Consider the following 26096-nt stretch of genomic DNA (forward strand, 5'->3'; position numbering starts at 1 on the left):
CCCCGTTACCCCGGAGATCACCATGCGCAAGTGGAGGTAAAGATTAGGTGTTTGCGCGCTTTTTGTTTGGGGTACCGCACCAGCCCGCTCCCCCACCCGGCCTCCCTTACTTTAGTATTCCATGGGAGGCCGGGCGGGGGAGCGGGCTGGTGCAGTAAGCTCAGCGCAGCCGAAAAAAGCGTTAGAATCTTCGCCAGATCGCGCCGGCGCCCCAGCCGAGCAGCACCGACAGCGCCACCGCGACCAGGCCGTAAATGACCGAATAGCGGTCGGCCGAGCGCGCCACGAAGCGCTCGAACCCCGATTTGCGGATATCGATCGGGCGCACCGCGGCGGCGAGGACGCGGCCGTCGCGAATCAGGAAGGTCTCGGCGGTGAAGCGCCCGACCGGCACGCGCGCCGGGATGGTGAGCCGGGCGCGATAGAGCACGCCGCTGGTGATCTCGACCGCGCCAGGCGCCTCGTAATAGAGCCCGCCGCGCTTGCGCAGGTCGACCAGCCCCGCGTCGAACCGCCGCTGGACGTCGGGCGAGGCGCCCGAAGCGGGGGACAGGGCGAGGCTGTCGACCCCGAGCTCGTAGATCGCGCGGGTGCGCTCGTCGACCAGGGCCTTGATCGGCTTGGACGAGGCGATCGCGTAGAAGCTCGGCGCCGAACGGTAGCGCATCCGGTCGGCATTGACCCAGATGCCCGCGACCTTCTCCTTCTCGCGCACCAGCACCGATTGGGTGGGCCCCTTGATCACCACCACCACGTCGGTCCTCCCGCTCTCGGCCGGGGCCTGGCCCTTGGGATAGAGGATCGCGCCGAACAGCAGCAGGTCCGCGCCGGTGAAGGAGTAAGCGATCTCGATATCGCGCTGCGACACATCGGGGATGAGGACCGGCTTTGCCGGACTCTGGGCCTGGCCCAACAGCAACGGCGCCAGCAGGATCAGGGCGCTTTTTCTAATGAGTGCCGCACCGGCCCGCTCCCCCACCCGGCCTCCCTTACTATAGGGTATCCTATGGGAGGCCGGGTGGGGGAGCGGGCCGGTGCGGCGTTTCAGCGAAGCTGAAACCTGACGGAGAAAATCGCGCTTCACAGCAGTTCGACCGAATAGATCTCGTCGGGCCGCCAGGCGAGACCGAGCAGCATGCGGATCGCGACGACGAGCACGATCACCGCGAGCGCGAGGCGGAGCTGCTCGGGCTTGGCCTTGGAGGCGAAGCGCGCGCCGAGCTGCGCGCCGACCACCGATCCGAGCAGGAGGAGCGCCGCCAGGACGATATCGACCGCCTTGGTGGTGGTGGCATGGACCATCGTCGCCCAAGCGGTGACGAACAGGATCTGGAACAGGCTGGTGCCGACCACCACCGCGGTTCCCATGCCGAGCAGATAGATCATCGCCGGCACCAGGATGAACCCGCCGCCGACCCCCAGCAGCATCGTCAGGATGCCGGTCAGGAAGCCGAGGATCACCGGGGCCAAGGGCGAGATATAGAGCCCCGAACGGTAGAAGCGCCACCGCAGCGGGAGCATCGCCACCAGCGGATGATGCCGCTTGCGCCGCGGCCTGGGCGCGATCCCGGCGCGCGCCGCGCGCATCGAATAGATGCTCTCATAGAGCATCAGCCCGCCGATCGAGCCGAGCATGAGGACGTAGAGGATCGCGATCACCGTATCGATCAGCCCGCGCGCCTGGAGCAGGGTGAACAGCCCCGCACCGGCGAAGCTGCCCAGCACCCCGCCGAAGACGAGCACCATCCCCATCTTGATATCGACCCCGTCGCGGCGGAGATGCGCGAACACCCCCGAGACGCTGGCGCCGGTCACCTGGCTCGCGGCGGAGGCGGCGGCGACGGTGGGCGGGATGCCGTAGACGATCAGCAGCGGCGTGGTGAGAAACCCGCCGCCCACCCCGAACATCCCCGACAGCAAGCCGACGCCGAGCCCCAGCGCGACGATCACGAACGCGTTGACCGAGAGATTGGCGATGGGGAGGTAAAGGTCCACGATGGAGGCGATAACGCGGCTGGGCGCTGAGCAAAAGGCGTCGGGTTCAGAAATCGCCCTTCCTCAATCCTCCCCCGCCAGGGGGAGGTGGCGCCGAAGGCGTCGGAGGGGGAGGAAACGTGCCGCTATGTTGGGGATTCCTCCCCCTCCGTCAGCTTCGCTGCCACCTCCCCCTGGCGGGGGAGGATTTCAGAAATCGCTCCCCAGGGTCAGCGCCACGCCCGAGCCGGGCCGCGCATCGCCCGCGACGCGCTGGCGCCAGTCGAGCGCGAGGCGGAAGCGCTGGCCGCGAACGGGGACGGTGAGCGTCGCCGACGGCCCCAGATCGAGCCGCGCCGCGTCGCGCTGCGCCGCTCCCCAGGCGCCCGCCCCGAGCGCGAGCCGCGTGCCCCCGATCGGGTGCGTCGCCCGCACCGCGCCATCGGCATAGGGCTCGATCCGCGCGCGCCGGATCGCGCCCGCCTGGCCGTAGGATTCGAGCCGGAAGCCGCCGGGGATGCGGGTATCGACCCCCGCGACCAGCCCCAGCCCCGGCCCGCCCTTCCCGCCATCGACGGCGATCCGCTGCTCGGCGACGAGGCGGACGGGCGCGCGCACCGGCTGCCACTCGACCCCGACCGCCGCCTCGCGCCCCGGGCCCGAGAGCGGCGTCACGAAGCGGCCGAACAGCGCGATCCGGTGGCGCCGGTCGGCCAGCCACGCGATCCGCATCCCGGCCTGGCTCCCGCCCAATTGCCCGCCGGGCGCCGCGCCGATCCCGCTCCCCTGCCGCAACGTGAGCCAGCCGCTGGCGGACCAGCGCGACGGCGCGGGATCGAACCGGGTCTGGGCGGCCTCGGGCGCGGCGGGACCGGGGGGTGCGTCGGTATATTCGGCGGCGCCGAACTGGAAGACGCCGAGCGTCGCCAACTCGACCCGGACCGGATCCGAGGCCGGCGCCGGAAGGATCGCATGGTGCAGGCGGAGCGGAACGGCGGTGGCGGGGATCACGGGGGCCGGCGCAGCCGGGATCGCCCGCGCCTCGGGCACCGGCGCCTCGCGCGGCGAGAAGGACGGGAGCGGCAGCGCCTGCCGGATCGCCTCCGGAAGCGACCCGGTCTGGGGCCACAGGATCGCGACCCGCACCACCACCCAGCCGATGGCGACCAGCGCCAGGAACCGCAGCGGGCGTCCCTTGCCGTGAACCATCGCGGTCATGCGGCGGCGCGCTCGTCGTCGGGGAAATGGTGGGCGGTCTTGTCCCATTCCGGGACGGCGCCGGCGAGCATGCGGACATAAGCGAACATCGCCCGCCGCGCCGCCATCAGCGCGATGACGTTGCCGATGATCACGCGCGGGATCGAGAGCAGGGCGTCGCGCCAGCCATAGGCGCCGCCCGTCACCGCCGCGCGCACCAGCAGCCGCCAGCCGAGCAGGCCGAAATTGACCGCGAGCAGCCAGCGCATCGAGGGCGCCAGCGCACCTGGGGTGATTCCGCTCAGCGCATGCACGGTGAAGGAGAGGCCCCATAGCAGCAGCGCGGCATAGGCGAGCGCCAGCACCGGAATTTCGAGGATCGCGCGCCGGTCGCGCATCCGCATCCAGTGATCGCCGATCCGTCCGGGCGCGCCCCAGCCGGTCCGGTCCCAGCCGGCGAGCGCGATGCCCGTCATCCAGCGCGCCTTTTGCCGCACCGCCGCGCCGATCTGGTGCGGGAAATAGGCCTCGACCGCGATCGGCCGGCCATAGGGCCGCTCGGGCGCCCGCACGAACGCGGTGCGCCCGCCCATCGCCGCGACGGTGAGCCCCAGCTCATAATCCTCGGTCAGGCTCGCCTCGTCGAACGGCGCCCCGCCCCGCGCCGCGGCGATCCGCGCCAGCATGCCGCGCCGGATCGCGCAGCCGACGCCTGCGAACGGCATCGCCGCCCCCAATGCCTGCCGCACCACCAGCTCGCGCGCATGCGCCTGGGCGAACTCGTCGCAATAATGGCCCGAAACCAGAGGCGACCCGCGCTTGCGCAAGGGCCGGACGGGCAGCTGGACCGCGTCGAAATCCACCAGGCGCTCGGCGAACAGCCGCAGCTCGAGCGGATGGACCCGGTCCTCGGCATCGTGGAGCACCACCGCCAGCACCTCGTCCCCCGCCTCGTCGCGGAGCAGGGCGCGCCACAGCGTGTTGAGGCAATCGGCCTTGGTCGTCCCCCCCGAACGCGACCCGATCACGAGGCGGATCCGGTCATCCTCCTCGGCGACATCGGCCACCGCCGCGATCGTCATCGGATCGTTGGGATAGGTGCCGACATAGATGCGGTAATCGGGGTGATCGAACCGCGCGAGCGCGGTACGCAGCATCGGACCGATCACGCTCGCCTCGTCCCAGGCGGGCACGAACACCGCGATCCGTCCCGGCGGCAGCGCGGGAGACCGCTTTTCGGCCGCAGACGGACCATAGAGCCAGCCGCGCATCCAGCCCCGTGCCGCGCGCGCGCCATAGACGAGATCGACCAGCAGATCGTCGAGCCCGCCGATCAGGAACCAGATCGCCGCGAACAAGGTCGCCTCGCGCATCAGCGCGTCGAGTATGATGAGACCGGCTTCCCCCACCCCGTTCCCCCCGATTCGGAGGAGACCTTATCCGAAGCGGAGAGACCGCGATCAACCCGCTGTCCCGGAACATGCTTAATTCATTGCTGGACTCGGCCCCGCGCCGGTTTAGTCTCCCCGCGCTGCCTGTAGGGGGACGGTCGAAATGAAGCTCGCTGCACGTGTCGCGATTCTGGCTCTGGCACTGTCGCCGATCGGTGCGTTCGCCGCCTTCGGCGACAATAGTCCCCAGGTCGAAATGGCCACCCCCGGCATCGGCGACGGCGCGATCGAGCGCTTCACGGTGCGCTTCACCGAGGCGATGGTGCCGCTGGGCGATCCCCGCGCCGAAGCCCCCTTCAAGGTCGAATGCCCGGTCGCGGGCGAGGGCCGCTGGGTCGATCAGACCACCTGGGTCTATGAATTCGCCAACCCGCTCCCCGGCGGCACGACCTGCAAATTCTCCTTCCGCGACAAGCTGCGCAGCCTCGCCGGCTATGCCGTCACCGGGCAGAGCGAGTTCACCGTCGATTCGGGCGGGCCGATCGCGCGTGCGGTGCTGCCGGGCGCGTTCGGCGACGATATCGAGGAAGACCAGGTCTTCCTCGTCGCCGCGAACATGGGCGTCGACCGCGCTTCGGTGTCGGCGAACGCCTATTGCTCGGTCGACGGGGTGGGCGAGAAGATCCCGGTCGACGTGCTGGGCGCCGACATTCCCGCCAAGCTGCTGAGCGACCTCGGCACCGATCGGTGGGAGGTGCGCAACTTCCTCGAATCGGCGGGACTGCCGCAGACGCTCCCCGCCAAGGCCGAGGACCGCGCCAGGGCGACCGAGAGCCTGGTCGCGGTCAAATGCCATCGTCCGCTCCCGCCGGGCCGCGACATGGCGCTGATGTGGGGCAAGGGGATCAAGAGCCCCTCCGGCCGCCTCGCGGGCGCCGATCAGCGCTTCGACTATACGGTGCGCAAGCCCTTCACCGCGCGCTTCGAATGCTCGCGCGTCAATCCCCAGGCCGGGTGCAGCCCGGTCGAGGATGCCTGGGTCCGCTTCAGCGCGCCGATCCCGCGCGAACAGGCGGCGGCGGTGCGCATCAAGCTTGCCGACGGCAAGGAATTGGCGCCGGTCATCAGCAAGGAGGATGAGCGCAAGGCGACGCTCTCCGATCTCAAGTTCAAGGCGCCGCTCCCGGTCGCGCAGACCGCCAAGCTGGTCCTGCCCGCCGATGTGAAGGACGAGAGCGGGCGCGCGCTCTCCAACGCCGAGCGCTTCCCGCTCGACGTGCGGTTCGACGAGGCGCCGCCGCTGGTGAAGTTCGCCGCGGACTTCGGCATCCTCGAATGGAAGGAAGGCGGCGTGCTGCCGCTCACCGTCCGCAATGTCGAGGGCCAGCTCGCCGCCAGCCAGCTCACGCTTTCGGGGCAGTCGCTCAAGGTCGACAGCGACGGCGAGGTCGCGCGCTGGCTGCGGGTGATCGACGATGCCGGCGACGACAAGTTCGACGAAGTGAAGCGCGGCAAGGAGACGCTGCGCATCAACCAGACCGGCACCAAGTCGATCCTCAAGGGCGTCGCGGGCGGATCGACCTTCAACCTCGGCCTGCCGAGCGCGGGCAAGGAATTCGAGGTGATGGGCATCCCGCTCAACAAGCCCGGATTCTATGTCGTCGAGATCGCGTCGCCGCGGCTCGGCGAGGCACTGCTCGGGCGCAAGGCAACGCGCTATGTCTCGGCGGGGGCGCTCGTCACCAACATGGCGGTCCATTTCAAATGGGGCCGCGAGGGGTCGCTCGTCTGGGTGACCGCGCTCAACAGCGGCACCGGCGTCGGCAGCGCGGACGTGCGCGTGACCGACAGCTGCACCGGCCAATTGCTCGCCCAGGGCAAGACCGACGCCTCGGGGCGCCTCGGCGTCCCCGCCGGGCTGCCCGAGCCGGCGAGCTATGGCAGCTGCAACGACAATAGCAGCCAGCATCCACTGATGATCTCGGCGCGTTCGGGCGAGGATTTCAGCTTCAACCTCACCGCCTGGGGCGAGGGCATCAGCCCCAGCGATTTCGAGCTCTCCTATGGCTGGAGCAAGCCGGATCAGATTCTCCATACCGTGTTCGACCGCGCGCTCGTCCGCCAGGGCGAGGCGATCCATATGAAGCATATCCTCCGCCTGCCGGTCGCCGCCGGCTTCAAGGCGGGTGAGCCCCTCACCGGCACGCTGCGCCTGTCGCATCGCGGCTCGGACACCCAGTTCGATATCCCGCTCAAGATCGACGCGAGCGGATCGGGCGAAACCGACTGGACCGCCCCGCAGGGCGCGCCGATGGGCGATTACGACCTGCAGGTGATCGCCAAGGACAAGGATGGCGACGAGCGGACGATCTGGACCGACCAGTCGTTCAAGATCGACGAATATCGCCTGCCGACGATGAAGGCGAGCGTCAGCGGTCCCAAGGACCCGGCGATCCGCCCAACCACCATGCCGCTCGATCTGTTCGTCGGCTATCTCTCGGGCGGCGGCGCGTCGAACCTGCCGGTCGAGGTTCGCATCGGCTATTTCGACGGCAGCCGCACTCCCGCCGGTTATGACAGCTACACCTTTGGCGGCCGCGCGCTGGCCGAGGGGGTCACCGACCTGAACGGCGACGGCGACGAGGAGGAGGATAGCGGGTCGGCGCTGCCGCCGACCCAGACGCTGCCGGTGACGCTCAACGCCGAGGGCTCGGCGCGCGCCACCGTCGATGTCCCTGCCACGCTCGAGCTCGACAGCAACATGCTCGTCGAGATGGATTATCAGGACGCCAATGGCGAGGTGCTGACCGCATCGAGCCGCATTCCGCTCTACGCCTCGGCGGTCCAGCTCGGCATGAAAACCGATGGCTGGCTGATGAAGCAGGACGATATGCGGCTGCGCTTCGTCGCGCTCGACGTGTCGGGCAAGCCGATCGCCAACCAGGCCATCTCGGTCGAGCTCTACAGCCGCGAGATCCTCACCGCCCGGCGCAAGCTGATCGGCGGCTTCTACGCCTATGACAACAAGGTGAAGGTGACCAAGCTGGGCGCGACCTGCTCGGCGACCACCGACAGTTTGGGGCTAGCCCAGTGCCAGATCAACCCGGGCGTGTCGGGCGAGGTCTATGCCGTCGCCACCACCAAGGATGCCAACGGCAACGTCTCACGCTCGGTGCGCTCGGTATGGCTCGCGGGCGAGGATGAATGGTGGTTCGGCGGCGACAATGGCGACCGCATGGACGTCATCCCCGAGAAGCAGGAATACAAGGCGGGCGAGACCGCGCGCTTCCAGGTGCGCATGCCCTTCCGCGAGGCGACCGCTTTGGTCACCGTCGAGCGCGAGGGCGTGCTCTCGAGCTTCGTCGTCGGCCTCAGCGGCACCGATCCGGTGATCGAGGTGCCGATGCCGGGCGATTATGCCCCCGACGTCTATGTCTCGGTCATGGCCGTGCGCGGCCGCGTCGAGGGCTGGTCGCTCTGGTCGTCGAACACCGCGCGCGACTGGGGCCTGCCCTTCTTCTCGAAGGACGGCGCCAAGCCCACCGCGACGGTCGATCTCGCCAAGCCCGCCTATCGCGTCGGCATCGCCAAGGTGAAGGTCGGCTGGGACAGCCACCGGCTCGGCGTCACCGTGAAGGCCGACCGCGAGAAATATGCCGCGCGCGATACCGCGACGGTCGATGTCGCGATCAAGGGCCCCGACGGCAAGCCCGCCGCGAGCGCCGACGTCGCCTTCGCGGCGGTCGACGATGCGCTGCTCCAGCTCGCGCCCAACCCCAGCTGGGATGTGCTCACCGCGATGATGGGCGAGCGCCCCCTCTCGGTGCTCACCTCGACCGCGCAGATGCAGGTCGTCGGCAAGCGCCACTATGGCAAGAAGGCGGTCGAGGCCGGCGGCGGCGGCGGCGGCGATCTCTCGGGGCTCAACCGCGAGAATTTCCAGCCGGTGCTGCTGTGGCAGGGCAAGGTGGCGCTCGACGCCAATGGCCATGCCCAGGTCAAGGTTCCGCTCAGCGACGCGCTCACCAGCTTCCGCCTCGTCGCGATCGCGACCAACGGCGCGCAGCAGTTCGGCACCGGCGAGACCAGCGTGCGGACCGCGCAGGATTTGAGCCTCTTCTCGGGCCTCCCGCCCCTGGTGCGCACCGGCGACAGTTTCGGCGCGACCTTCACGCTCCGCAACGGCTCCGACAAGCCGATGCGCGTCACCGCCTCGGTCAAGCTCAACCCCGAGATCGCCAAGGGCAACCCGATGACGGTCGATGTGCCCCCGGGCGGCGCGGTGCCGGTGGTGTGGAACCTCAAGGCCCCCGCCAACGAGAGCAATCTCAGCTGGACCGTCACCGCCAAATCGGCCGACGGCAAGGCCAACGACCAGATCACCGTCACCCAGGAGGTCGCGCCCGCCGTGCCGGTCGAAACCTGGCAGGCCAGCATCGCGCGGGTGGGCCCCAATACCAGTTTCACCATCGCCCCGCCCGTGGGCTTCATCCCCGGGCGCGGCAGTATCGACGTGACGCTGATCGATACGCTCGCCCCGCCGCTCCAGGGCGTGCGCGATTACATGACCATGTACCCGTATAATTGCCTCGAGCAGCGCACCTCGCGCGCGATCGCCAATGGCGATGGCGGCGCCTGGACGCTGATCGCGAGCGAGCTGCCCGCCTATCTCGATGAGGACGGGCTGCTGCGCTATTTCGCGTCGGGCAATTTGCGGGGCTCCGAAGCGCTGACCGCGTACATCCTCTCGGTCACCGCCGAGGCCGGATTGCCGCTGCCCGAAGGGCCGCGCGCCAAGATGCTCGAGGCGATGAAGGCGGTGCTCGACGGCCGCCTGCGCCACGAGGATTATGAGGATGTCCGCTACCAGAAGGTCGCGGCGTTCGCGGCGCTGGCGCGGCAGGGCGCGGCGACCCCGGCGATGCTCGGCCAGCTCGCCTTCCCGCCCGCCGACATGCCCACCGCCTTGCTCTCCGACTATATCGTCGGGCTGCAGAAGACCGAGGGCCTCGCCAACGGCAATGCACTGCGCGCCGATGCCGAGAAGATCCTGCGCACGCGGCTCGTGTACGAAGGCACGCGGATCGATCTGGTCGACAAGGACAACCAGCCCTGGTGGCTGATGTCCTCGGGCGACGAGGCCGCGATCAAGGCGCTGCTCGCCACGCTTGGCCGGCCGGGCTGGCAGAATGACTCGGGCAAGATGATGATCGGCGTCGGCGCCCGCCAGACGCGTGGCCATTGGGATACCACCACCGCCAATGCCTGGGGCGCGATCGCCGCGCGCAAGTTCATGGCGCTCTATCCCGCCGAGGCGATCGCCGGAGTGACCACCGCCAGCCTCTCCGGCACGTCGATCACGCGCAGCTGGCCGTTGCTCGAGCCGCAACGCAGCTTCAGCTTCGCGCTGCCTTCGGCCAGCACGCCGCTGACGATCGGCCAGTCGGGCGGGGCCGGGCCCTGGGCGCTCGTCTCGGTCAAGGCCGCGGTGCCGCTCACCCAGCCGCTCAACGCCGGCTACAAGATGACCAAGTCGATCGAGGTGGTGCAGGCGTTCAAGCCGGGCCAGCTCACTCGCGGCGATGTCGTCAAGGTGACGATCACGGTCGAAGCCACGGCGGAACGCAACTGGGTGGTAATCAGCGATCCCGTCCCCGGCGGCGCGACGGTGGTGTCGAACCTGGGCGGCCAGTCGCAGATGCTCGCCGATGCGGCGGGCAGCGGATCGGGGGTCCAGCCCAGCTATGTCGAACGCGGCCGCGACGCCTGGCGCGCCTATTTCGGCTGGGTGCCGCGCGGCAGCTTCACCGTCTCGTACGTGATGCGGGTCAATTCGGCGGGCACCTTCAGCCTGCCGGCGACGCGGGTCGAGGCGATGTACTCCCCCGATATCCGCTCGCAGGTGCCCAACCAGCCGATGACGGTGGCGCAGCGGTGACGTGAGCGACGATCAGAGTGAAACGAGTACGTCACCCCGGCGAAAGCCGGGGCCCAGCTTCCTTGCTCTCCGCGAGCGCGCCGGCACTTGGGTGGAAAAGGTAAGAAGCTGGGTCCCGGCTTTCGCCGGGATGACGGTTGGGAGAGTTCGCGGCCTGATCCGCGATTGGGACGAACGCGGCTGGCGCGGAGTCTTCACCCCACCGCGCATCGTCCTGATCGCCTCGCTCACCCTGATCGCGGCCTATGCCGCGCTCGACTGGCGCACCCTCCCCCCGCCGCTCCCCGATTACGCCACCGCCAAATCCGCCTACACCCCGTCCGAAGCCTGGCTCTACGACCGCAACGGCCGGCTGATCGACAGCGCCCGCGTCAATTTCGCGGTGCGCCGCCTCGCCTGGACCCCGCTCGACCAGGTCTCCCCCGCGGCGCGCACGGTGATCCTCGCCGCCGAGGACAAGCGCTTCGCCAGCCATGGCGGGGTGGACTGGCTCGCGGTCGGCGGCGCGATCCGCAACAGACTTGAGGGCAAAAGCGGTCGGGGCGCCTCCACCCTCTCGATGCAGGTCGCCGCCTTCCTCGCCCCCGAGCTCGACCGGCCGGGATCGCGGGGCGCCTGGACCAAGCTGCGCCAGATGCGCGCCGGCATGGGGCTCGAAGCGCGCTGGTCCAAGGACCAGATTCTCGAGGCCTATCTCAACCTCGCGGGTTTCCGCGGCGAGGCGCAGGGGATCGGCGCGGCGGCGCTCGGGCTGTTCGGCAAGACTCCCGCGGCGCTGACCCGCGACGATGCGCTGCTGCTCGCGGCCCTGCTCCCCGACCCCGGGGCGAGCGCGGACAAGATCGCCAAACGCGCCTGCGCGCTCGCGCATGAAAGCGATTGCACCCGCTTCACCGGCATGGCCGCCTCGATGCTCGGCCCCGCGCGCAGCCTTGCGCTCGATCCCGGCCTCGCCCCCCACCTCGCCAACATGCTGCTCACCGAGCCGGGGATGAAGATCACCACCACGATCGACGCCTCGGTCCAGCAGGTCGCGATCGAGGCGCTCAAGCGCCAGCTCCAGGGCCTGGGGGGAACGCGCGCGCGCGACGGGGCGGTGGTGGTGGTCGACAATGCCACCGGCGATATCCTCGCGATGGTCGGCGGGATCGGCGGCAATTCGACCGCACCGTCGGTCAACGGCGCCACCGCCTATCGCCAGGCGGGGTCGACGCTCAAACCCTTCCTCTACGCCCAGGCGATCGAGAAGGGCTATCTCACCCCCGCCTCGATCCTCGACGATTCGCCGGTCCAGCTCGACACCGCCTCGGGGCTCTATGTCCCGCAGAATTACGACAAGGGGTTCAAGGGCCCCGTGTCGGCGCGGGTGGCGCTTGCGGGCTCGCTCAACGTCCCCGCGGTTCGCACCCTGCTGCTGGTCGGGGTCGAGGCGTTCCGCGACCGGCTGTTCGACACCGGCTATGCCGGGCTCACCGAAGCGGGCGACTATTACGGCTTCAGCCTCGCGCTCGGCTCGGCCGAGGTGACCCTGGTCGAGCAAGCCGCCGCCTATCGCAGCCTCGCGCTCGGCGGGCGCTGGACACCGTTGCGCATCGTCAAGGGCGACGCGATCGACGGCGAGCGCCGCACCACCAGCCCCCAGGCCGCCTGGATCGTCGCCGACATGCTCGCCGATCCCAATGCCCGCGCCGCGACCTTCGGGATCGATTCGGCGCTGCGCCTCCCCTTCTGGGCCGCCGCCAAGACCGGCACGTCGAAGGCAATGCGCGACAATTGGTGCGTCGGCTTTTCGGACCGGTTCACCGTCGCGGTCTGGGTCGGCAATCTCGAGGGGGATCCGATGCGCGCGGTCTCGGGTACCAGCGGCGCGGCGCCGGTGTGGCGCGACGTGATGATGGCGCTCCATGCCGGCCAGCCCGGCAAGGCGCCCGCGCGGCCCGCTGGCATCGACGAGCGCCGCGTGACCTTCGCCGGCGGCATCGAACAGCCGCGCCGCGAATTTTTCGTGGCGGGCACGGGCATGACCCAGGTCGCCGCCACGCCCCCCGAATCGCGCCGCCCGCGCATCACCAATCCGGTCACGGGCAGCGTCTATGCACTCGATCCCGACATCCCGCCCGAGCGCCAGCGGATGGCGGTGGCGGTGGGTGGCGATGTGACGGGGCACCGGCTGCTGCTCGACAAGCGCGATCTCGGCAGCGCCGACTCGCACCCGATGATCCTCGCCCCGCCGGGGCGGCACACGCTGAAGCTGATCGATCTGAGCGGACGCGTGGTGGACCAGGTTCTCTTCACGGTGCGCTAGAGTCGGATTCATTCCCCTCTAACCCGTCATCCCGGCGAAAGCCGGGATGACGGATAGGGTTCAATCTTGGCGGATCACACTCTAGCGGGCTCCTGCTTTCCGCAATCCCGATCAATTTTCATTTCCGAGGCGAACCAAATGCGGATTCCCGCGTTGCGCACCTTGGTCCCTCCCCTTTCGGGACTGGTGCCTGGGGCACCGGCCGCGCCGTCCCCCAACAGCGGCGCGGCCAGACCCCGGGGCGGATATCTCCACCCCGGGGCCCGGCTTTGCTGCGGTGACGAACCTCGCGCTACCGGGGTTACCAGTAGAAGTTGTCGATCACCCGGATCACGACGCCGCGGCGGGTATCGACCAGCAGCAGATCGTCATAGTGACGCACCCAGACCCGGCCATAGCCGGCGCGCGGCAGGTGATAGCGCCACGGGTCGTTGATCACATAGCGCGGACCGAAATAGTCGAACCCGATGCGCACGCCCGGACGGAAGTGCTGATAGCGGAACGGCGCGCGCCAGTTGCCGCGCGAATAATAGCCGCGATTGGAATTGCGGTGATCGCGCCAGTCATTGTCGCGCCAATTATGGTCGCGCTCGTCGAACCGGCGATCGGACCAGCCGCGGTCGCCGCGATCATGGCGGTCACCGCGATAATCATGGCGGTCGCCCCGGTAATCGTGGCGGTCGCCGCGATGCTGGGCCTGGGCCGCAACCGGCGCGGCCATCGGAACGATGACGGCGGCGGCAAGCGCGGCGGCGATGAGTTTCTTCATGATGTCCTCCTCAAAAGCAGTTTACCTGCTGGCAGGACGTCCTTCCCGGGACGTTCCCGCCTGCAGTTGCGTTTCTGGAGGAGTCGCGGTGAACCGACTTCGAACGCGACCGTCAGCCAATTGACAGAATGGTTACCGGACCGCCTTCTTGCGAAACTCGCGAAACAGCGCGTTTCGATACGGTGCCGGCCCGCTTCATCGGCGTGAGCCGATCAGATCATTGCCCTTCGCCGCCCGCCGGTGCGCCGCCCGCGCCGACCTGGCCGATATTGCCGAACAGATCGTCGAAGAAGCTGCGCTTGCGGCCCAGGGTCGGGGTGGTCTTGTTCGACGGATTGACCGAGGCGACCAGCTCGATGCCGGTCTGCTTCACCTCGGCGACATTGCCCGCGCCGTCGAAGGTCACGCGCAGCGTGACCTGGCTCTTCGCGTTGGGCGAGTTGTACGCCATGTTCGAGCTGTCGCGCGCGACATAATACCATTCCTTGCCGTCGAACTGGCTCACAAAGGTCGGGCGGCCGAGCGTCTTGAGCACCGAGTCGCGGTTATCGACGCCAGGCTGGATCGACGCGACGAGCTCGCCATCGACGACATAGCCCTGATGCGTGCGCACGGGGGTGCACGCCGCGGTGGCGGCAAGGGCGATAAGGACCGCGGCCGACGCGAGAGCGCGGACGGGAGCGCGGACAGAAAACACCGGCATCGAATTCTCCAGGCAATACGCCACACGCCGCGCATTGCGCGGCAACCAAGGCCTCAATATGCGCCTAATTGCGGCCAAACAAGGTCGCGGCTTATACGGAAACAAGATGCGACTGCTCCAGCGGCTGTTCGGCCGTCCCGATCGGGGAACGGCTCCCGCACTCTATCAGGCGGTGGTGGCGCGTGCGCGCGAGCCGCATTGGTATGCGCAAGGCGCGGTGCCCGACACGCTCGACGGGCGATTCGACATGATCGCGGCAATGCTCTCGCTGGTGCTGATCCGGCTCGAGGGCGATCCCGCGGGCGTGGCGCAGGGCGCGATGCTCACCGAGGTGTTCATCGAGGATATGGACGGCCAGCTGCGCGAGATCGGCATCGGCGACATCGTCGTCGGCAAGCATGTCGGGCGGATGATGGCGATGCTCGGCGGGCGAATCGGCGCCTATCGCGAGGGGCTGGCCGCGCGCGACCTCAAGGCGGCGCTGGTGCGCAACCTCTATCGCGGTGCCGAGCCGGCCCCCGAAGCGCTGGCGCATGTCGAGTCGGCCATGACCGCGCTGAGCGAATCGCTGGGGGGCGCGAGCATCAGCTCGCTGCTCGCGGGCGCGCTGCCGCGATGACCCCCGAATTCAGCCGCCCCCACCCGCTCGACCGGATCGGCGCGGGCGAGGTCTCGGTCTCGGTCGCCGCCGACGAAGGCGAGCGCGCGCGGCTGGCGCGGCGGTTCGGCCTGATCGCGATCGACGCGCTCTCCGCCGATTACCGCCTGCGCCGCGAGGGCGAGGCCGTCCATGCGGGCGGGCATCTCTCGGCCAGGGTGACGCAGGCCTGTGTCGCGACCGGCGATCCGGTGCCCGCGAGCGTCGAGGAGGATTTCGACCTGCGCTTCCTCCCCGAATCCGCTGCCGGCGACGAGGTCGAGATCGATTCGGAGGAGCTCGACACGGTCTTCTATACCGGCGGCGCGATCGATCTGGGCGAGGCTGCCGCCGAAACGCTCGCGCTCGCGCTCGATCCCTTCCCGCGCAGCCCGGAGGCCGCGGCGGTGCTCCGGGCGGCGGGGGTGATCGGCGAGGATGAGGTGGTGCGCTCGAGCCCGTTCGCGGCGCTCAAGGACAAATTCCCGAAATAGGCTCAGGACGGATCGGCATTCAACTCACCCTCCCCCGCCAGGGGGAGGTGGCACGCGTAGCGTGACGGAGGGGGAGGGCGGCGGCCACGTTTGTTTCGTGTCCTCCCCCTCCGACGCCTTCGGCGCCACCTCCCCCGCCAGGGGGAGGATCAACCTTGCTCGCTGAATGTCGATACTAGTCGTTCGCGGGCTCGCGCTCGATCGGCAGCGCCCAGCGGATCTGGTCGCGCAGCAGCTTTTCGAGATCCTCGGCGCCGACATTATGCGCCGCTGCGCGCTTGCGCAGCAGCGTGGCGAGCAGGCTCGCGCGGCTCGGCGGCGGCGCCGGTTCGGCGCGGCCCCGGGCGAGCGCGCGCGAGAGCTGGAGCGAGAGCTTGGTCATGCGTCCGCGCATGCCGTGGCCGACCTTATCAACTTCTTTCAGGGGCTGGTTAACGCGGCCGCGTCCAGAGATTCCCGGGCCTTTCCTGTGGATAAAGCCGCTTGCGGTTCCAGGCCGGGCCCAGGCTCCGCGCGATCCAGCCGAGTTTCCCGACGATGCCGGTCGAGACGCGTTTGTCCCATGCCGCCTCTCCCCGCTCGGTCACCTTGCACGCGATATCGCCATAGATCCCCGCCGCCGCCAGTACCGCCCAGGCCGAGCGGAACCCCAGTGCCGCGGTCCCCCCGCGCCCGCTTGCCGCATAGGCCGCCGCCCGCTCCGCCAGCTTCGCCGCCGCTGCCACACGGCCCTCGGCCAGCCATTCGGGCGGCAGGTAGCAGCGTCCGGCCGCCTCATCCTCGGCAATGTCGCGCGCGATATTGGCGAGCTGGAAGCCGATGCCGAGATCGCAGGCCCGATCGAGCACCGCCGCGTCCGTCACCCCCATCGCCACCGCCATCAGGCAGCCCACCGCCCCCGCGACATGGTAGCAATAACGGTAGAGATCGTCCTCGCTCGCCGGCCGCCACCCCTGGGCATCGAGCGCGAACCCCGCGACGACATCGCGCACCAGCCCTTCCGGCGCCCCGGTCTCGGCCAGGAAGATGCGCAGCCCGTCGAACCCTGCGTCGCCGATCCATTCGCCCGCGAGCGCCGCCTCGGTCCGCAGCCTGATCGCTTCGATCCGCGCCTCGGGATCGGCGACGGCATGGGCCCCATGCCCATGATCCTGCCCATCGGCGATATCGTCGGCGCGGCGGCACCAGGCATAGAGCAGCCACGCCCGCTCGCGCGTCCGCCGGTCGAACAGCCGGCTCGCCGCCGCGAAGCTCCGCGACCCGCGCGCGATCGATTCCCCCGCGGTCGCGACGATCGCAGCGCGGCCAGGCCGGGTCGACATTCAGCGAGCCAGGTTGATCCTCCCCCGCCAGGGGGAGGTGGCGCCGAAGGCGACGGAGGGGGCGGACACGGAACAGACGTGGCCGCCGCCCTCCCCCTCCGTCAGGCTATGCCTGCCACCTCCCCCTTGCGGGGAAGGATCAGCTGAATGACCGTTCGGCCTGGTTCTCACAGATCCTCGCGCTTCATATGGATGATGGGAACGGCGGCTTCGGCATTGGCCATCCTGTCGAGCAGCCCGTCGAGCGTGTCGTCGACCAGCAACAGCCCCTGATGCTGCGGCCGCACGAAGCCGACCGCGCCCATATGCTCCCAGAATTCGACGAGCTTGTCATAATAGCCCGCGATATTGAGCAGCCCGATCGGATCGCTGTGATAGCCGAGCTGCGCCCAGCTCAGCGCCTCCCACAGCTCGTCCATCGTCCCCGTGCCGCCCGGCAGGTTGATGAACCCGTCCGAGAGATCGACGAAGCGCGCCTTGCGCTCGTGCATCGTCTCGACGACCTCGAGGCGGGTCAGCCCGCGATGCGCCACCTCGGCATTGACGAGCGCGGTCGGGATGATCCCGATCACCTCGCCCCCGGCCGCCAGTGCGCTGTCCGCCACCGCGCCCATCAGCCCCAATTTGCCGCCACCATAGACGACACCGATCCCGCGCTTGGCGAGCCCATGCCCCACCATCCGCGCCGCCTCGATATAGACGGGGTCTGCGGGGGTCGCCGATCCGCAATAGACTGCGATACGCTTCACTTATGTTCTCCGATCATCAGCGCCGCCGTTGCCCGGGCGCTGCCCAGCACGCCCGGGATTCCGGCGCCCGGATGCGTCCCCGCGCCGACGAAGTACAGGTTCGATATGTCGTCGTCGCGATTATGCGTGCGGAACCACGCGCTCTGGCTCAGCAGCGGTTCGAGGCTGAACCCGCTCCCCAGATGCGCGTTGAGATCGGCCGCGAAATCGGGCGGGGCATAGCTGAATTGGGTGACGATCCGCGCGTCGAGATCGGGGATCAGCCGCCGCTTCACCTCGGCCAGCATCCGCGCTTCGAGCACCGGCCCCACCTCGCCCCAGTCCGCCGGGAACTTGCCCAGATGCGGCACCGGCGCGAGCGCGTAGAAGGTCGAATGCCCTTCCGGCGCCATGCGTGGATCGGTCGCGCTGGGATGATGGAGATAGAGCGAGAAATCCTCGGGCAACACGCCATGCGTGTAGATATCGTCGAGCAGCCCGCGATAGCGCGGCCCGAACAGGATATTGTGGTGCGGGATTTCGGGGAAGCTCCCCTTCACCCCGAAATGCACGAGGAACAGCGAGGGCGAGAAGCGCTTGCGCACCAGCCGCGCCGCGGTCCGCTGTGCGCTGCGCGAGCCCTTGAGCAGGTCGCGATAGCTATGGACCACATCGGCATTGCTCGCGACCATCTCCGCCGCCAGCTCGGCCCCGCTGCGGGTGCGCACCCCCGTCGCCCGGTCGCCCAGCGTATCGATCGCGGCGACCGGATCGCCGAGCCGCATCACTCCGCCCAGCCGCTCGAACAGGGCGACCATGCCCGCGACGAGCCGGTTGGTCCCGCCCTCGGCCCACCAGACGCCGCCATCGCGCTCGAGCTTGTGGATCAGCGCATAGATGGCGCTGGCGGTCATCGGATTGCCCCCGACGAGCAGGGTGTGGAAGCTCAAAGCCTGGCGCAGCTTCTCGTTCTTCACATAGTCGCTGACGATCGAATAGACCGACCGCCACGCCTGATGCTTCACCAGCGACGGCGCCGCGCGCACCATCGACATGAAGTCGAGAAACGCGACATGGCCGAGCCTCAGATACCCCGCCTCATAGACCCCCGCCGAATAGGCGAGGAAGCGCCGATAGCCCTCGATATCCTCCGGGCTGAGCCGCGCCAGCTCGGCGCGCAGCTGCCGGTCGTCGTTGGAATAGTCGAACCGCGTCCCATCGGGCCAGCTCAGCCGGTAGAAAGGCGAGACGGGGACGAGCTTCACATCCTCGCTGATATCGCGGCCCGAAAGCCGCCACAGCTCGCGCAGGGCATCGGGCGCAGTGATCACGGTGGGGCCCGCGTCGAAGGTGAAGGTGCCGGCTTCGGTTGGCTTCTCCCAGAAATAAGCCCGCCCGCCCGGGCGGTCGCGCGCCTCCACGACGGTGGTGTCCACCCCCGCCGATTGCAGCCGGATCGCGAGCGCCAGCCCGCCAATCCCTGCGCCAATGACGACCGCGCGCCTCATCTCTTCTTTCCCATGACCGCCGACATCGCGCGCTTGACCGGCACCGGCGGCTTGCCGGCGAGGATGCGCGCGCGATCGACCATAGACGATTGCCCCGCATAGAAGCGCGCGATCAGCCCCGCGTCCAGCCGGTAGAAGCGTTCGAGGATGCGATAGCGCTCGCCCGGCTCGGCCGCGCGGAACAGCATTGCCGCGAGCATCCGGTAATAGCCGCGCCGCTTCCACTGCTTGCGCGCGAAGCCGTGGAGCAGCTCGTGCAGCGCCGCCCCGCCCAGATCGCTCGCCCGGGCCACCAGCGCCGCCGCCTTGACCGCATCGGGCAGCGCATAGCTGGTCAGCGGGTGGAACATGCCCGCCCGCGCGCCCGCCTTGGCGACCTTGCTGCCCCCCGACACCCAATAGCCCTCGAAATCGCCCCCCATCACCACCGGCAGCGATCCACCCTCCTCGCGCGTCACCCGCTCGACCTGCCAGCCGCGCGCCGCGACCCATGCGTCGATCCGCGCCGCCGAGGCGTCGATGTCGAAATCGGGCGTGTCGCTGTAATAGGTATCCTCGACGAAGGCCCGCGTCGCCGCGAAGGGCAGGGCATAGAGGAACCGGTACCCGTCGATCTGCTCGACCGTCGCGTCCATGATCATCGGATTGGCCAGGTCGTGCGCATCGCCCAGCGCCATCTCGCGGCCATAGAATTTCTGCCAGCCCAGATCGAGCAGCCCCAGCTCGCCCGGTCCCCGGCAATCGATCACGCCCTTGGCCTCGATCCGGTCGCCATCCGCGAGCACCACCGCGGTGCTGCTCGCCGCCAGGACCTTGCGCCGCATCATGAGCGCATCCTCGGCCAACGTCTCGCGCACCACCCGGCCGAACCGCTCGGATTCGATCGTGTAATAGGGCAGCCGGATCGTTCGCCGGTGGGCCGGGAAGGCGACGTCGTAGCGGCTCCAGCCGTACGAGATGAGCGGCGCCACCAGCCAGCGGTCGGCGGCGGCGACATCGGTCGCGAAGAAGGACCAGAGATGGTTCCCCCCGATCCGCTTGCTGCCCTCGATCAGCCTTACCGCGCATCCGGGCCGCTTCTTCGCCAGCGCCAGCGCGATCAGCCCGCCCGCAAGTCCCCCGCCTACGATTGCGACGTCGCAGTGGTGGGTGGTCGGCATGGCTTCGCCTAGCGCACGCCGCGCGCCTTGTGAATCCCACCACGCCAGTCCTCCCCCGGAGGGGGAGGGGGACCATCCGCAGGATGGTGGAGGGGTAGTCGCCACGAACGGTATCGCCTGCGGACAATACCCCTCCGTCAGCTACGCTGCCACCTCCCCCTCCGGGGGAGGATTTACCGTCAGAAAAAATGCCCGCCCTCGCCGGAGCGAGAGCGGGCAGTGGATGGGAGCCGCCGTGATGCGAGCGAGCTCCGGAGATCAGGCCGCCTGGAGCAGCGGATATTCCTCGGCCATCGCCCGCGCGATCGAGGGCCGCGCGCGCAGCCGGGCGCGATAGGCCTTGAGCACCGGCCAGTCGGCCAGCGCGATCCCGGCATGTTCGCACCAGTTGAGGATGACGAGCAGATAGGCGTCGGCCACGGTGAAGCCGCCCTCGAGATAGTCGCGGGTCGCGAGATGGCTCGACAGATGATCGAACGGCTTGCCCACCCGCGCCGTCGCCGCCGCGCGCTCCTCGGGTCCGGCGCTGCGCCCCAAAAGCGGCGTGAACACGCCCTTGTGCAGCTCGGTCGAGACGAAGTTCAGCCACGCCAGCATCCGGTAATGCGCATCCGAAAAGGCCGGCGGGGCGAGCACGCCTTCGGGCGCCAGCTCGGCGATATAGCTGAGCACAGCGGGCCCCTCGCTCAGCACGAAGCCGCCGCGCGTCTCGATCGCGGGAACATAGCCCATCGGGCTCACCGCGGTGAAATCGCGCCCGTCGGGCAGCGGCCGCCCGGGCTCGACCCGGACATAATCCGCGTCCAATTCACCCTCCTCGATCGCGATCCGCGCCGCCAGCGAGCAGGCAAAGGGCCGGAAATAGAGCTTCATCACGGCGCCTCCTTCTTCTGGCCCTTGATTTCTATACCATCTCGCATACAAATAGGGCAGTCAAGGATTTAAATGCAAACCGGTACAGAAATAGCACGACCGAGAGGACGCCCGCCCGGCTTCGACCGCGACGTGGTCCTGCGCGCCGCGCTCCAGCGCTTCCGCACCTATGGCTTCGCCGCCACCTCGCTCGACGAACTCGCCGACGCGACCGGGCTCGCCCGCCCCAGCCTCTATGCCGCGTTCGGCGACAAGCGCTCGCTCTACCTCGCCGCGCTCGCCCGCACCCATGACTGGCTGACCGAAAGCTTCCGCCAGCTGCGCGAGGCCGACCGGCCGATGCCCAGGATGCTCCGCGCGGTCTTCCGCGCCGGGATCGATACCTATCTCACCGGCGAGGTCGGCCCCTCGGGCTGCATCGCGGTCAACACCGCCGCGACCGAGGCGGTGACCGATCCCGATATCCGCGCCGCGCTCGCCCGCATCCTCGAGCTCGAGGACCGCGAGATCGAGGCCGCGCTGCGCCAGGCCGGCAGCCCCACCCCGCGCGCCCACGCCAATGTCGTGACCGCCGTCCTCCACTCGCTCAGCGTGCGGGCGCGCGCCGGCGAATCCCGCGAAGCCCTTGAACGCATCGCCCAGGACTGCACCGACCTGATCGTCGCCGCCTCCGCAGTCGACAGCCCGCCGCCACCCGCCTAACCTCTCGCACAGGCGAAGAGGGAGGATGCAGGTGAAAAGACGCACATTGCTCAAGGGGATGTCCGCGCTCGCCGCCGCCCCGCTCGCCGGACCCGCCTTCGCCGCCGCCAAGCCCCGCGCCCCGATCGACGAATGCGCGCATGGCGACGTCACCCTGCTCGACGGCCTCGCCCGCACCCAGGCCGACCGGACCCTCGCCGCCCTGATCGCGATGGACGAGGACATGCTGCTCCGCCCCTTCCGCGAGGCGGCGGGCATGCCCGTCGGCCCCGCCCATTTCGGCGGCTGGTACGATCGCGCGGCGGAGTTCGACCCGCCGCGCAACATGACCGGCTTCATCCCCGGCCACAGCTTCGGCCAATATGTCTCGGCGCTCGCGCGCGGCTATGCCGTCTCGGGCAACGCCGAGGCAAAGGCGAAGATCGACCGCCTCCTCGCCGGCTTCGCCCCCACCATCACCCCCGATTTCTACAAGGGCTATCCGCTCCCCGCCTATACCTATGACAAGCATGTCGTCGGCCTGATCGATGCCCACACCTATGCCGGCAACCGCCAGGCCAGGGCGTTGCTCGCCCGCGCCACCGATGCCGTCCTCCCCTGGCTCCCTGGCCGCGCGATCGACCGCAGGGTCGCCGAGAAGGGCCACTATGCCAATGCCGCGTTCGGCTGGGACGAGACCTACACGCTCCCCGAAAACCTCTATCTCGCCGCCGAGCGCATGGGCGGTGACCGCTACGCCAAAATGGCGCGCGCCTATCTGCTCGACGGCACCTATTTCGCCCTGCTCGCGGCTGGAAAGAACGACCTGCCGCACCGTCACGCCTATAGCCATGTCAACGCGCTCGCCTCGGCGGCAAAGGCCTGGCTGGCCGATGGCAATCCGATGCACCGCGACGCCGCGCGCAACGGGCTCGGCTTCGTCATCGACCAGAGCTATGCGACCGGCGGCTGGGGCCCCAATGAAGGCTTTGTCGAGCCCGGCACCGGCGCGCTTGGCGAGCTGCTGGCAAAGGGCCAGGCCAGCTTCGAGGCGCCCTGCGGCACCTATGGTCACTTCAAGGTCGCGCGCTATCTGATGCGCATCACCGGCGACAGCCGCTGGGGCGACTCGATGGAGCGGCTCTTCTACAATTCGGCGCTCGGCCTGCTTCCGCTCCAGAGCGATGGCCGCGCCTTCTACTATGCCGAATATGCCGATGGCAGGACCAAGGATTATTATCCCGCGCGCTGCCCCTGCTGCTCGGGCACGATCGGTCAATTGACCGCCGATTACGGGATCAACGCCTATCTGCGCGACGAAACCGGCCTCTACGTCAATCTCTACACCAATTCGCGCGCGGTCTGGCGCCGCCGGGGCGAACCCGTGCTGACGCTCGATCAGCGCCCCGATTATCCGCTGACCGGCGATATCGCGATGGCGGTCAGTGCACCGAGGCCGGTCAGGATGGCGCTCCGCCTCCGCATCCCCGCCTGGGCCGGGCCTGCAACGCGAGTCGCGGTCAATGGCGGCCCGCCCCAGCCGGTGACGCCCGGCCGCTTCGCCACGATCGACCGCGTCTGGAAGGATGGCGACGGCATCGCCCTCTTCATCGATCGCCCGCTCCGCCTCGAACCCGTCGATGCCCAGCATCCGAACCGTGTCGCCTTGGTCCACGGGCCCCTCGCGCTGTTCGCGATCGGCAGCGACATCCCCTCCTTCACCCGCGCGGAATTGCTCTCGACTCGCCAGGCGCCCAACCCCGCCGACCTCGTCTGGACCCTCGAAACCGGCGGCCGCCGCCAGACCTTTCTCCCGTGGTTCGGCATCCAGGACGAGAAGACGCGGCTCTATCAGGCGGTGGTGTGACGCGTCGGTATCGGCCCGTCTATTCCTCCCTCGCTGCGCAGACAGCGGGGGAGGTGGCACGCGAAGCGTGACGGAGGGGGCTTCACACATATCAGCACGCTATGACGCGAGCGGTGAAACCCCCTCCACCACCGCTTCGCGGCGGTCCCCCTCCCCCGCAGGTGCCCTGCGAGGGAGGAATTGAGCGCCCTCCTCCTCTCCGCCCTCGCGATGATTCTCATCGTCGCCATCCGCTACCTCGTCACCGGCGGCGCCTTCGCCCTCGCCACCCGCCTCCGCCACCCCGGCCTCTACGCCGGCCTCACCCCGCAGATCCGCCGCGAGATCGGCTGGAGCCTCGCCTCCGCCGCCATCTACGGCATCCCCGCGGGGCTGGTCGCCTGGGGATGGGCGAACCATGGCTGGACCCAAATCTACACCGATCCCGCCGCGTACCCCCTCTGGTATCTCCCCCTCTCGGTCCTCCTCTATTTCCTCGCGCACGATGCCTGGTTCTACTGGACCCACCGCCTCCTCCACCGCCCGGCGCTGTTCCGCCTCGCCCATGCCGTCCACCATGCCAGCCGCCCGCCCACCGTCTGGGCGGCGATGAGCTTTCACCCGCTCGAAGCCGTCACCGGCGCGATCGTCATCCCCGGCCTCGTCTTCCTGATCCCGATCCACCCCGCCGCACTGGGCATCGTCCTCGCGGTCATGACGCTGATGGGCGTCACCAACCATATGGGCTGGGAGCTCTTCCCCCGCGCGCTGGCCCAGGGCCGCTGGCTGATCACCGCCAGCCACCACCAGCGCCACCACGAGCGCTACGCCTGCAATTACGGCCTCTATTTCCGCTTCTGGGACCGGCTCTGCGGCACCGATGGCGGCGCCGCCGACCTGCGCCGCTGAGGCTTGCCGCTCGAATCGGGAGCGAATAACGCCAAGGAGCGTTTCGAATACGCAATGTCCGGAGCTTGCCTGTGCCGCGTATTCTGTTCCTGCTGCCCCTGCTGATCGCCAGTCCCGCCCTCGCGCAGGAAGCGGATGCCCCCGCGCCCGCGCCCCAGATCGATCCGGCCAGGCTCGACGGCGATTCGCTCTCGATCGGCGCCGCGATCGGCTTCACCCCCAGCTATGAGGGGTCGGACGACCGCGTCCTCGCCATCGTCCCCGGCGTTCGCGGCCGCCTTTCGCGGATCAACTTCACCCTGAGGGGCAACCGCTTCTGGGCCGATATCGTCCCCACCAAGGGCGGCCCCGGCTGGGACGTCCAGCTCGGCCCCGTGGTCAGCGTCAACTTCAACCGCTCCGCCGCGATCGTCGACGCCCAGGTCCGCGCGCTTCCCCACCGCCGGACCGCGGTCGAGGTCGGCGGCTTTGCCGGGATCGGCAGGCAGGGCGTGATCACCAGCGATTACGACAAGCTCAGCCTCAGCGTCGCCGGCACCTATGACATCGCCGGCTCGCACAAAAGCTATGTCATCACCCCGTCGCTCGATTACGGCACGCCGCTCAGCACCAAGGCCTATATCGGGATCAACGTCTCGGGCGATTATATGGGCGAGGGCTATGCCGGCACCTATTTCAGCATCGACACGGCGGGCAGCACCGCGAGCGGCCTCCCCGTCTTCACCGCGCATCGCGGCTGGAAGGACTGGACCGTCAGCACCGTCGGCGTGGTCTCGCTGACCGGCGACCTGACCGGCGGCCTCGCGCTGATGAGCGGCGTCTCGTACCGCCGGATGCTGGGCGACGCGGCGGATTCGCCCGTCACCCGCATCGCCGGCTCCCCCGATCAATGGACCGGCCTGCTGGGGCTCGCCTACACCTTCTGATCCCCGCTTGATCGCGGTCGCTGCCCGGCTACCATGGCGCGGGGGCAGGAATGGCGAAGCGCGGCGCGGAACCCGAAGGCATTGGCGGCTGGCTGGCGGCCCTGCTCGTCGCGATCGGCGTGATCGGGCCGGTCTTCTACCTCTATCTCATCTACGGCGCGCTCACGGCGCAGGCCAAGCTCGTTGAATATGGCGCGGATAGCCTGGCGATATACCGGGTCCAGACCGCCCTCTGGACGCTCAGCCTGGTCAAGCTGGTGCTCGCCTGGAGCATCGTCGGCGCGATGCTGCGCTTCCGCACCCGCGCCGCGCTGCGCTTCGCGATCGCGGGCATCTGGATATTGGGGGTCGGCATGGTCCCGGTCGATTGGGCCGCGATTGCGCTGGCCGGCGCCGCGCTGCGCGGCGAAGAACCCTTCCAGGTGCCGCTCTGGACGGCGGCGATCTGGATCAGCGAGGGGCTGATGCTCGTCATCCCCGCCACCGCCTATCTCCTCCGCTCGAAGCGCGTCGCGAACACCTATCTGCGCGCCGGCGCGAAAAGCCTCGAAGAGACGTTCGAATAGCGCTTCCCCCCGCCAGCCCCCGCGCCTACAACCGCCCCATCCCCGGGGGACCGCTGACGCGCGGTTGAGAGGGAGGCAGCAGCCTCCGACCCGCTGAACCTGATCCGGCTGACACCGGCGTAGGGAGTGGGCGGCTTCACCGGAAGCCCGTTTTCTCCCGCGATGATTG

General features: G+C 69.1%; 21 protein-coding genes and 1 riboswitch. Of the genes, 9 read left to right on the forward strand and 12 right to left on the reverse strand.

The genetic code is table 11. The annotated features are described in order from the left end of the window. Positions 1-181: 181 nt before the first annotated feature. From OF829_RS04720 to OF829_RS04735, 4 genes are all read right to left on the reverse strand, one after another. Positions 182-979, reverse strand: a complete 798-nt coding sequence (locus OF829_RS04720) for a TIGR02186 family protein (RefSeq protein WP_264938825.1) — start codon at positions 977-979, stop codon at positions 182-184. A 101-nt stretch (positions 980-1080) separates the two neighbouring features. After that, positions 1081-1995: a sulfite exporter TauE/SafE family protein gene (locus tag OF829_RS04725; protein WP_264938826.1), complete on the reverse strand. Its 915-nt coding sequence runs from the start codon at positions 1993-1995 to the stop codon at positions 1081-1083. Between the two features lie 189 nt (positions 1996-2184). Beyond that, the gene (locus OF829_RS04730; protein ID WP_264938827.1) at positions 2185-3192 is read right to left on the reverse strand and encodes a hypothetical protein; all 1008 of its coding nucleotides are present in this window, start codon (positions 3190-3192) and stop codon (positions 2185-2187) included. Continuing rightward, positions 3189-4580, reverse strand: a complete 1392-nt coding sequence (locus OF829_RS04735) for a glycosyl transferase family protein (protein WP_264938828.1) — start codon at positions 4578-4580, stop codon at positions 3189-3191. Before OF829_RS04735 ends, OF829_RS04730 begins: the two co-directional genes overlap by 4 nt. Positions 4581-4725: 145 nt before the next feature. Here OF829_RS04735 and OF829_RS04740 point away from each other — a divergent pair, with 145 nt between their 5' ends. Both OF829_RS04740 and pbpC read left to right on the forward strand, forming a co-directional pair. Continuing rightward, a complete protein-coding gene (locus tag OF829_RS04740) occupies positions 4726-10500 on the forward strand; it encodes an alpha-2-macroglobulin family protein (protein WP_264938829.1) in 5775 nt (1924 codons plus the stop codon). Between the two features lie 130 nt (positions 10501-10630). Further along, positions 10631-12805: a penicillin-binding protein 1C gene (gene pbpC, locus OF829_RS04745; protein ID WP_264938830.1), complete on the forward strand. Its 2175-nt coding sequence runs from the start codon at positions 10631-10633 to the stop codon at positions 12803-12805. Between the two features lie 301 nt (positions 12806-13106). Here the strand turns inward: pbpC and OF829_RS04750 are convergent, their stop codons facing one another. Both OF829_RS04750 and OF829_RS04755 read right to left on the reverse strand, forming a co-directional pair. Next, positions 13107-13574, reverse strand: coding sequence for an RcnB family protein (locus tag OF829_RS04750; RefSeq protein ID WP_264938831.1), 468 nt, complete (start codon positions 13572-13574; stop codon positions 13107-13109). Positions 13575-13791: 217 nt separating this feature from the next. Continuing rightward, complete coding sequence (locus tag OF829_RS04755) at positions 13792-14277, reverse strand: outer membrane protein assembly factor BamE (RefSeq protein WP_264938832.1); 486 nt, start codon at positions 14275-14277, stop codon at positions 13792-13794. Between the two features lie 106 nt (positions 14278-14383). On the opposite strand from OF829_RS04755, the gene OF829_RS04760 reads away from it, so the two are divergent. After that, a complete protein-coding gene (locus tag OF829_RS04760; RefSeq protein ID WP_264938833.1) occupies positions 14384-14896 on the forward strand; it encodes a ubiquinol-cytochrome C chaperone family protein in 513 nt (170 codons plus the stop codon). Further along, entirely contained in the window at positions 14893-15408 is a 516-nt protein-coding gene (locus OF829_RS04765) for a YceD family protein (protein ID WP_264938834.1), read from the forward strand. Before OF829_RS04760 ends, OF829_RS04765 begins: the two co-directional genes overlap by 4 nt. Before the next feature lie 175 nt (positions 15409-15583). Here OF829_RS04765 and OF829_RS04770 read toward each other — a convergent pair whose 3' ends face one another. The 6 genes from OF829_RS04770 to OF829_RS04795 form a co-directional block, all read right to left on the reverse strand. Then, positions 15584-15790, reverse strand: a complete 207-nt coding sequence (locus OF829_RS04770; protein WP_264938835.1) for a hypothetical protein — start codon at positions 15788-15790, stop codon at positions 15584-15586. A gap of 49 nt (positions 15791-15839) precedes the next feature. Beyond that, positions 15840-16730, reverse strand: a complete 891-nt coding sequence (locus tag OF829_RS04775; RefSeq protein ID WP_264938836.1) for a phytoene/squalene synthase family protein — start codon at positions 16728-16730, stop codon at positions 15840-15842. Positions 16731-16897: 167 nt separating this feature from the next. Continuing rightward, the gene (locus OF829_RS04780; RefSeq protein WP_264938837.1) at positions 16898-17479 is read right to left on the reverse strand and encodes an LOG family protein; all 582 of its coding nucleotides are present in this window, start codon (positions 17477-17479) and stop codon (positions 16898-16900) included. Then, a complete protein-coding gene (locus tag OF829_RS04785; RefSeq protein ID WP_264938838.1) occupies positions 17476-18966 on the reverse strand; it encodes a phytoene desaturase in 1491 nt (496 codons plus the stop codon). The genes OF829_RS04780 and OF829_RS04785 overlap by 4 nt, the downstream gene beginning before the upstream one ends. Next, positions 18963-20126 (reverse strand): lycopene beta-cyclase CrtY, encoded by a 1164-nt coding sequence (crtY, locus tag OF829_RS04790; protein ID WP_264938839.1) that lies wholly within the window; start codon positions 20124-20126, stop codon positions 18963-18965. Before crtY ends, OF829_RS04785 begins: the two co-directional genes overlap by 4 nt. Positions 20127-20384: 258 nt before the next feature. After that, on the reverse strand, positions 20385-20999 hold the full coding sequence (locus tag OF829_RS04795) for a glutathione binding-like protein (protein WP_264938840.1): 615 nt from the start codon (positions 20997-20999) through the stop codon (positions 20385-20387). Between the two features lie 72 nt (positions 21000-21071). Between OF829_RS04795 and OF829_RS04800 the strand changes: the two genes are divergently transcribed. The 5 genes from OF829_RS04800 to OF829_RS04820 all read left to right on the forward strand — a co-directional run bounded on the left by OF829_RS04800 (position 21072) and on the right by OF829_RS04820 (position 25927). Further along, positions 21072-21701 carry a TetR/AcrR family transcriptional regulator gene (locus OF829_RS04800; protein ID WP_264938841.1) on the forward strand — a complete coding sequence of 210 codons (630 nt, stop codon included), beginning with the start codon at positions 21072-21074 and terminating at the stop codon, positions 21699-21701. A 31-nt stretch (positions 21702-21732) separates the two neighbouring features. After that, positions 21733-23547, forward strand: a complete 1815-nt coding sequence (locus OF829_RS04805) for a glycoside hydrolase family 127 protein (RefSeq protein WP_264938842.1) — start codon at positions 21733-21735, stop codon at positions 23545-23547. 210 nt (positions 23548-23757) lie between these two features. Next, positions 23758-24435, forward strand: coding sequence for a sterol desaturase family protein (locus OF829_RS04810; RefSeq protein ID WP_264939574.1), 678 nt, complete (start codon positions 23758-23760; stop codon positions 24433-24435). 71 nt (positions 24436-24506) lie between these two features. Beyond that, positions 24507-25361, forward strand: a complete 855-nt coding sequence (locus tag OF829_RS04815) for a MipA/OmpV family protein (RefSeq protein ID WP_264938843.1) — start codon at positions 24507-24509, stop codon at positions 25359-25361. 50 nt (positions 25362-25411) lie between these two features. Further along, complete coding sequence (locus tag OF829_RS04820; RefSeq protein ID WP_264938844.1) at positions 25412-25927, forward strand: hypothetical protein; 516 nt, start codon at positions 25412-25414, stop codon at positions 25925-25927. 35 nt (positions 25928-25962) lie between these two features. Continuing rightward, positions 25963-26070: riboswitch (TPP riboswitch) on the forward strand. The last annotated feature ends 26 nt before the right edge of the window (positions 26071-26096 follow it).

Source organism: Sphingomonas caeni (assembly GCF_026013415.1).
GTDB lineage: Bacteria > Pseudomonadota > Alphaproteobacteria > Sphingomonadales > Sphingomonadaceae > Sphingomonas > Sphingomonas caeni.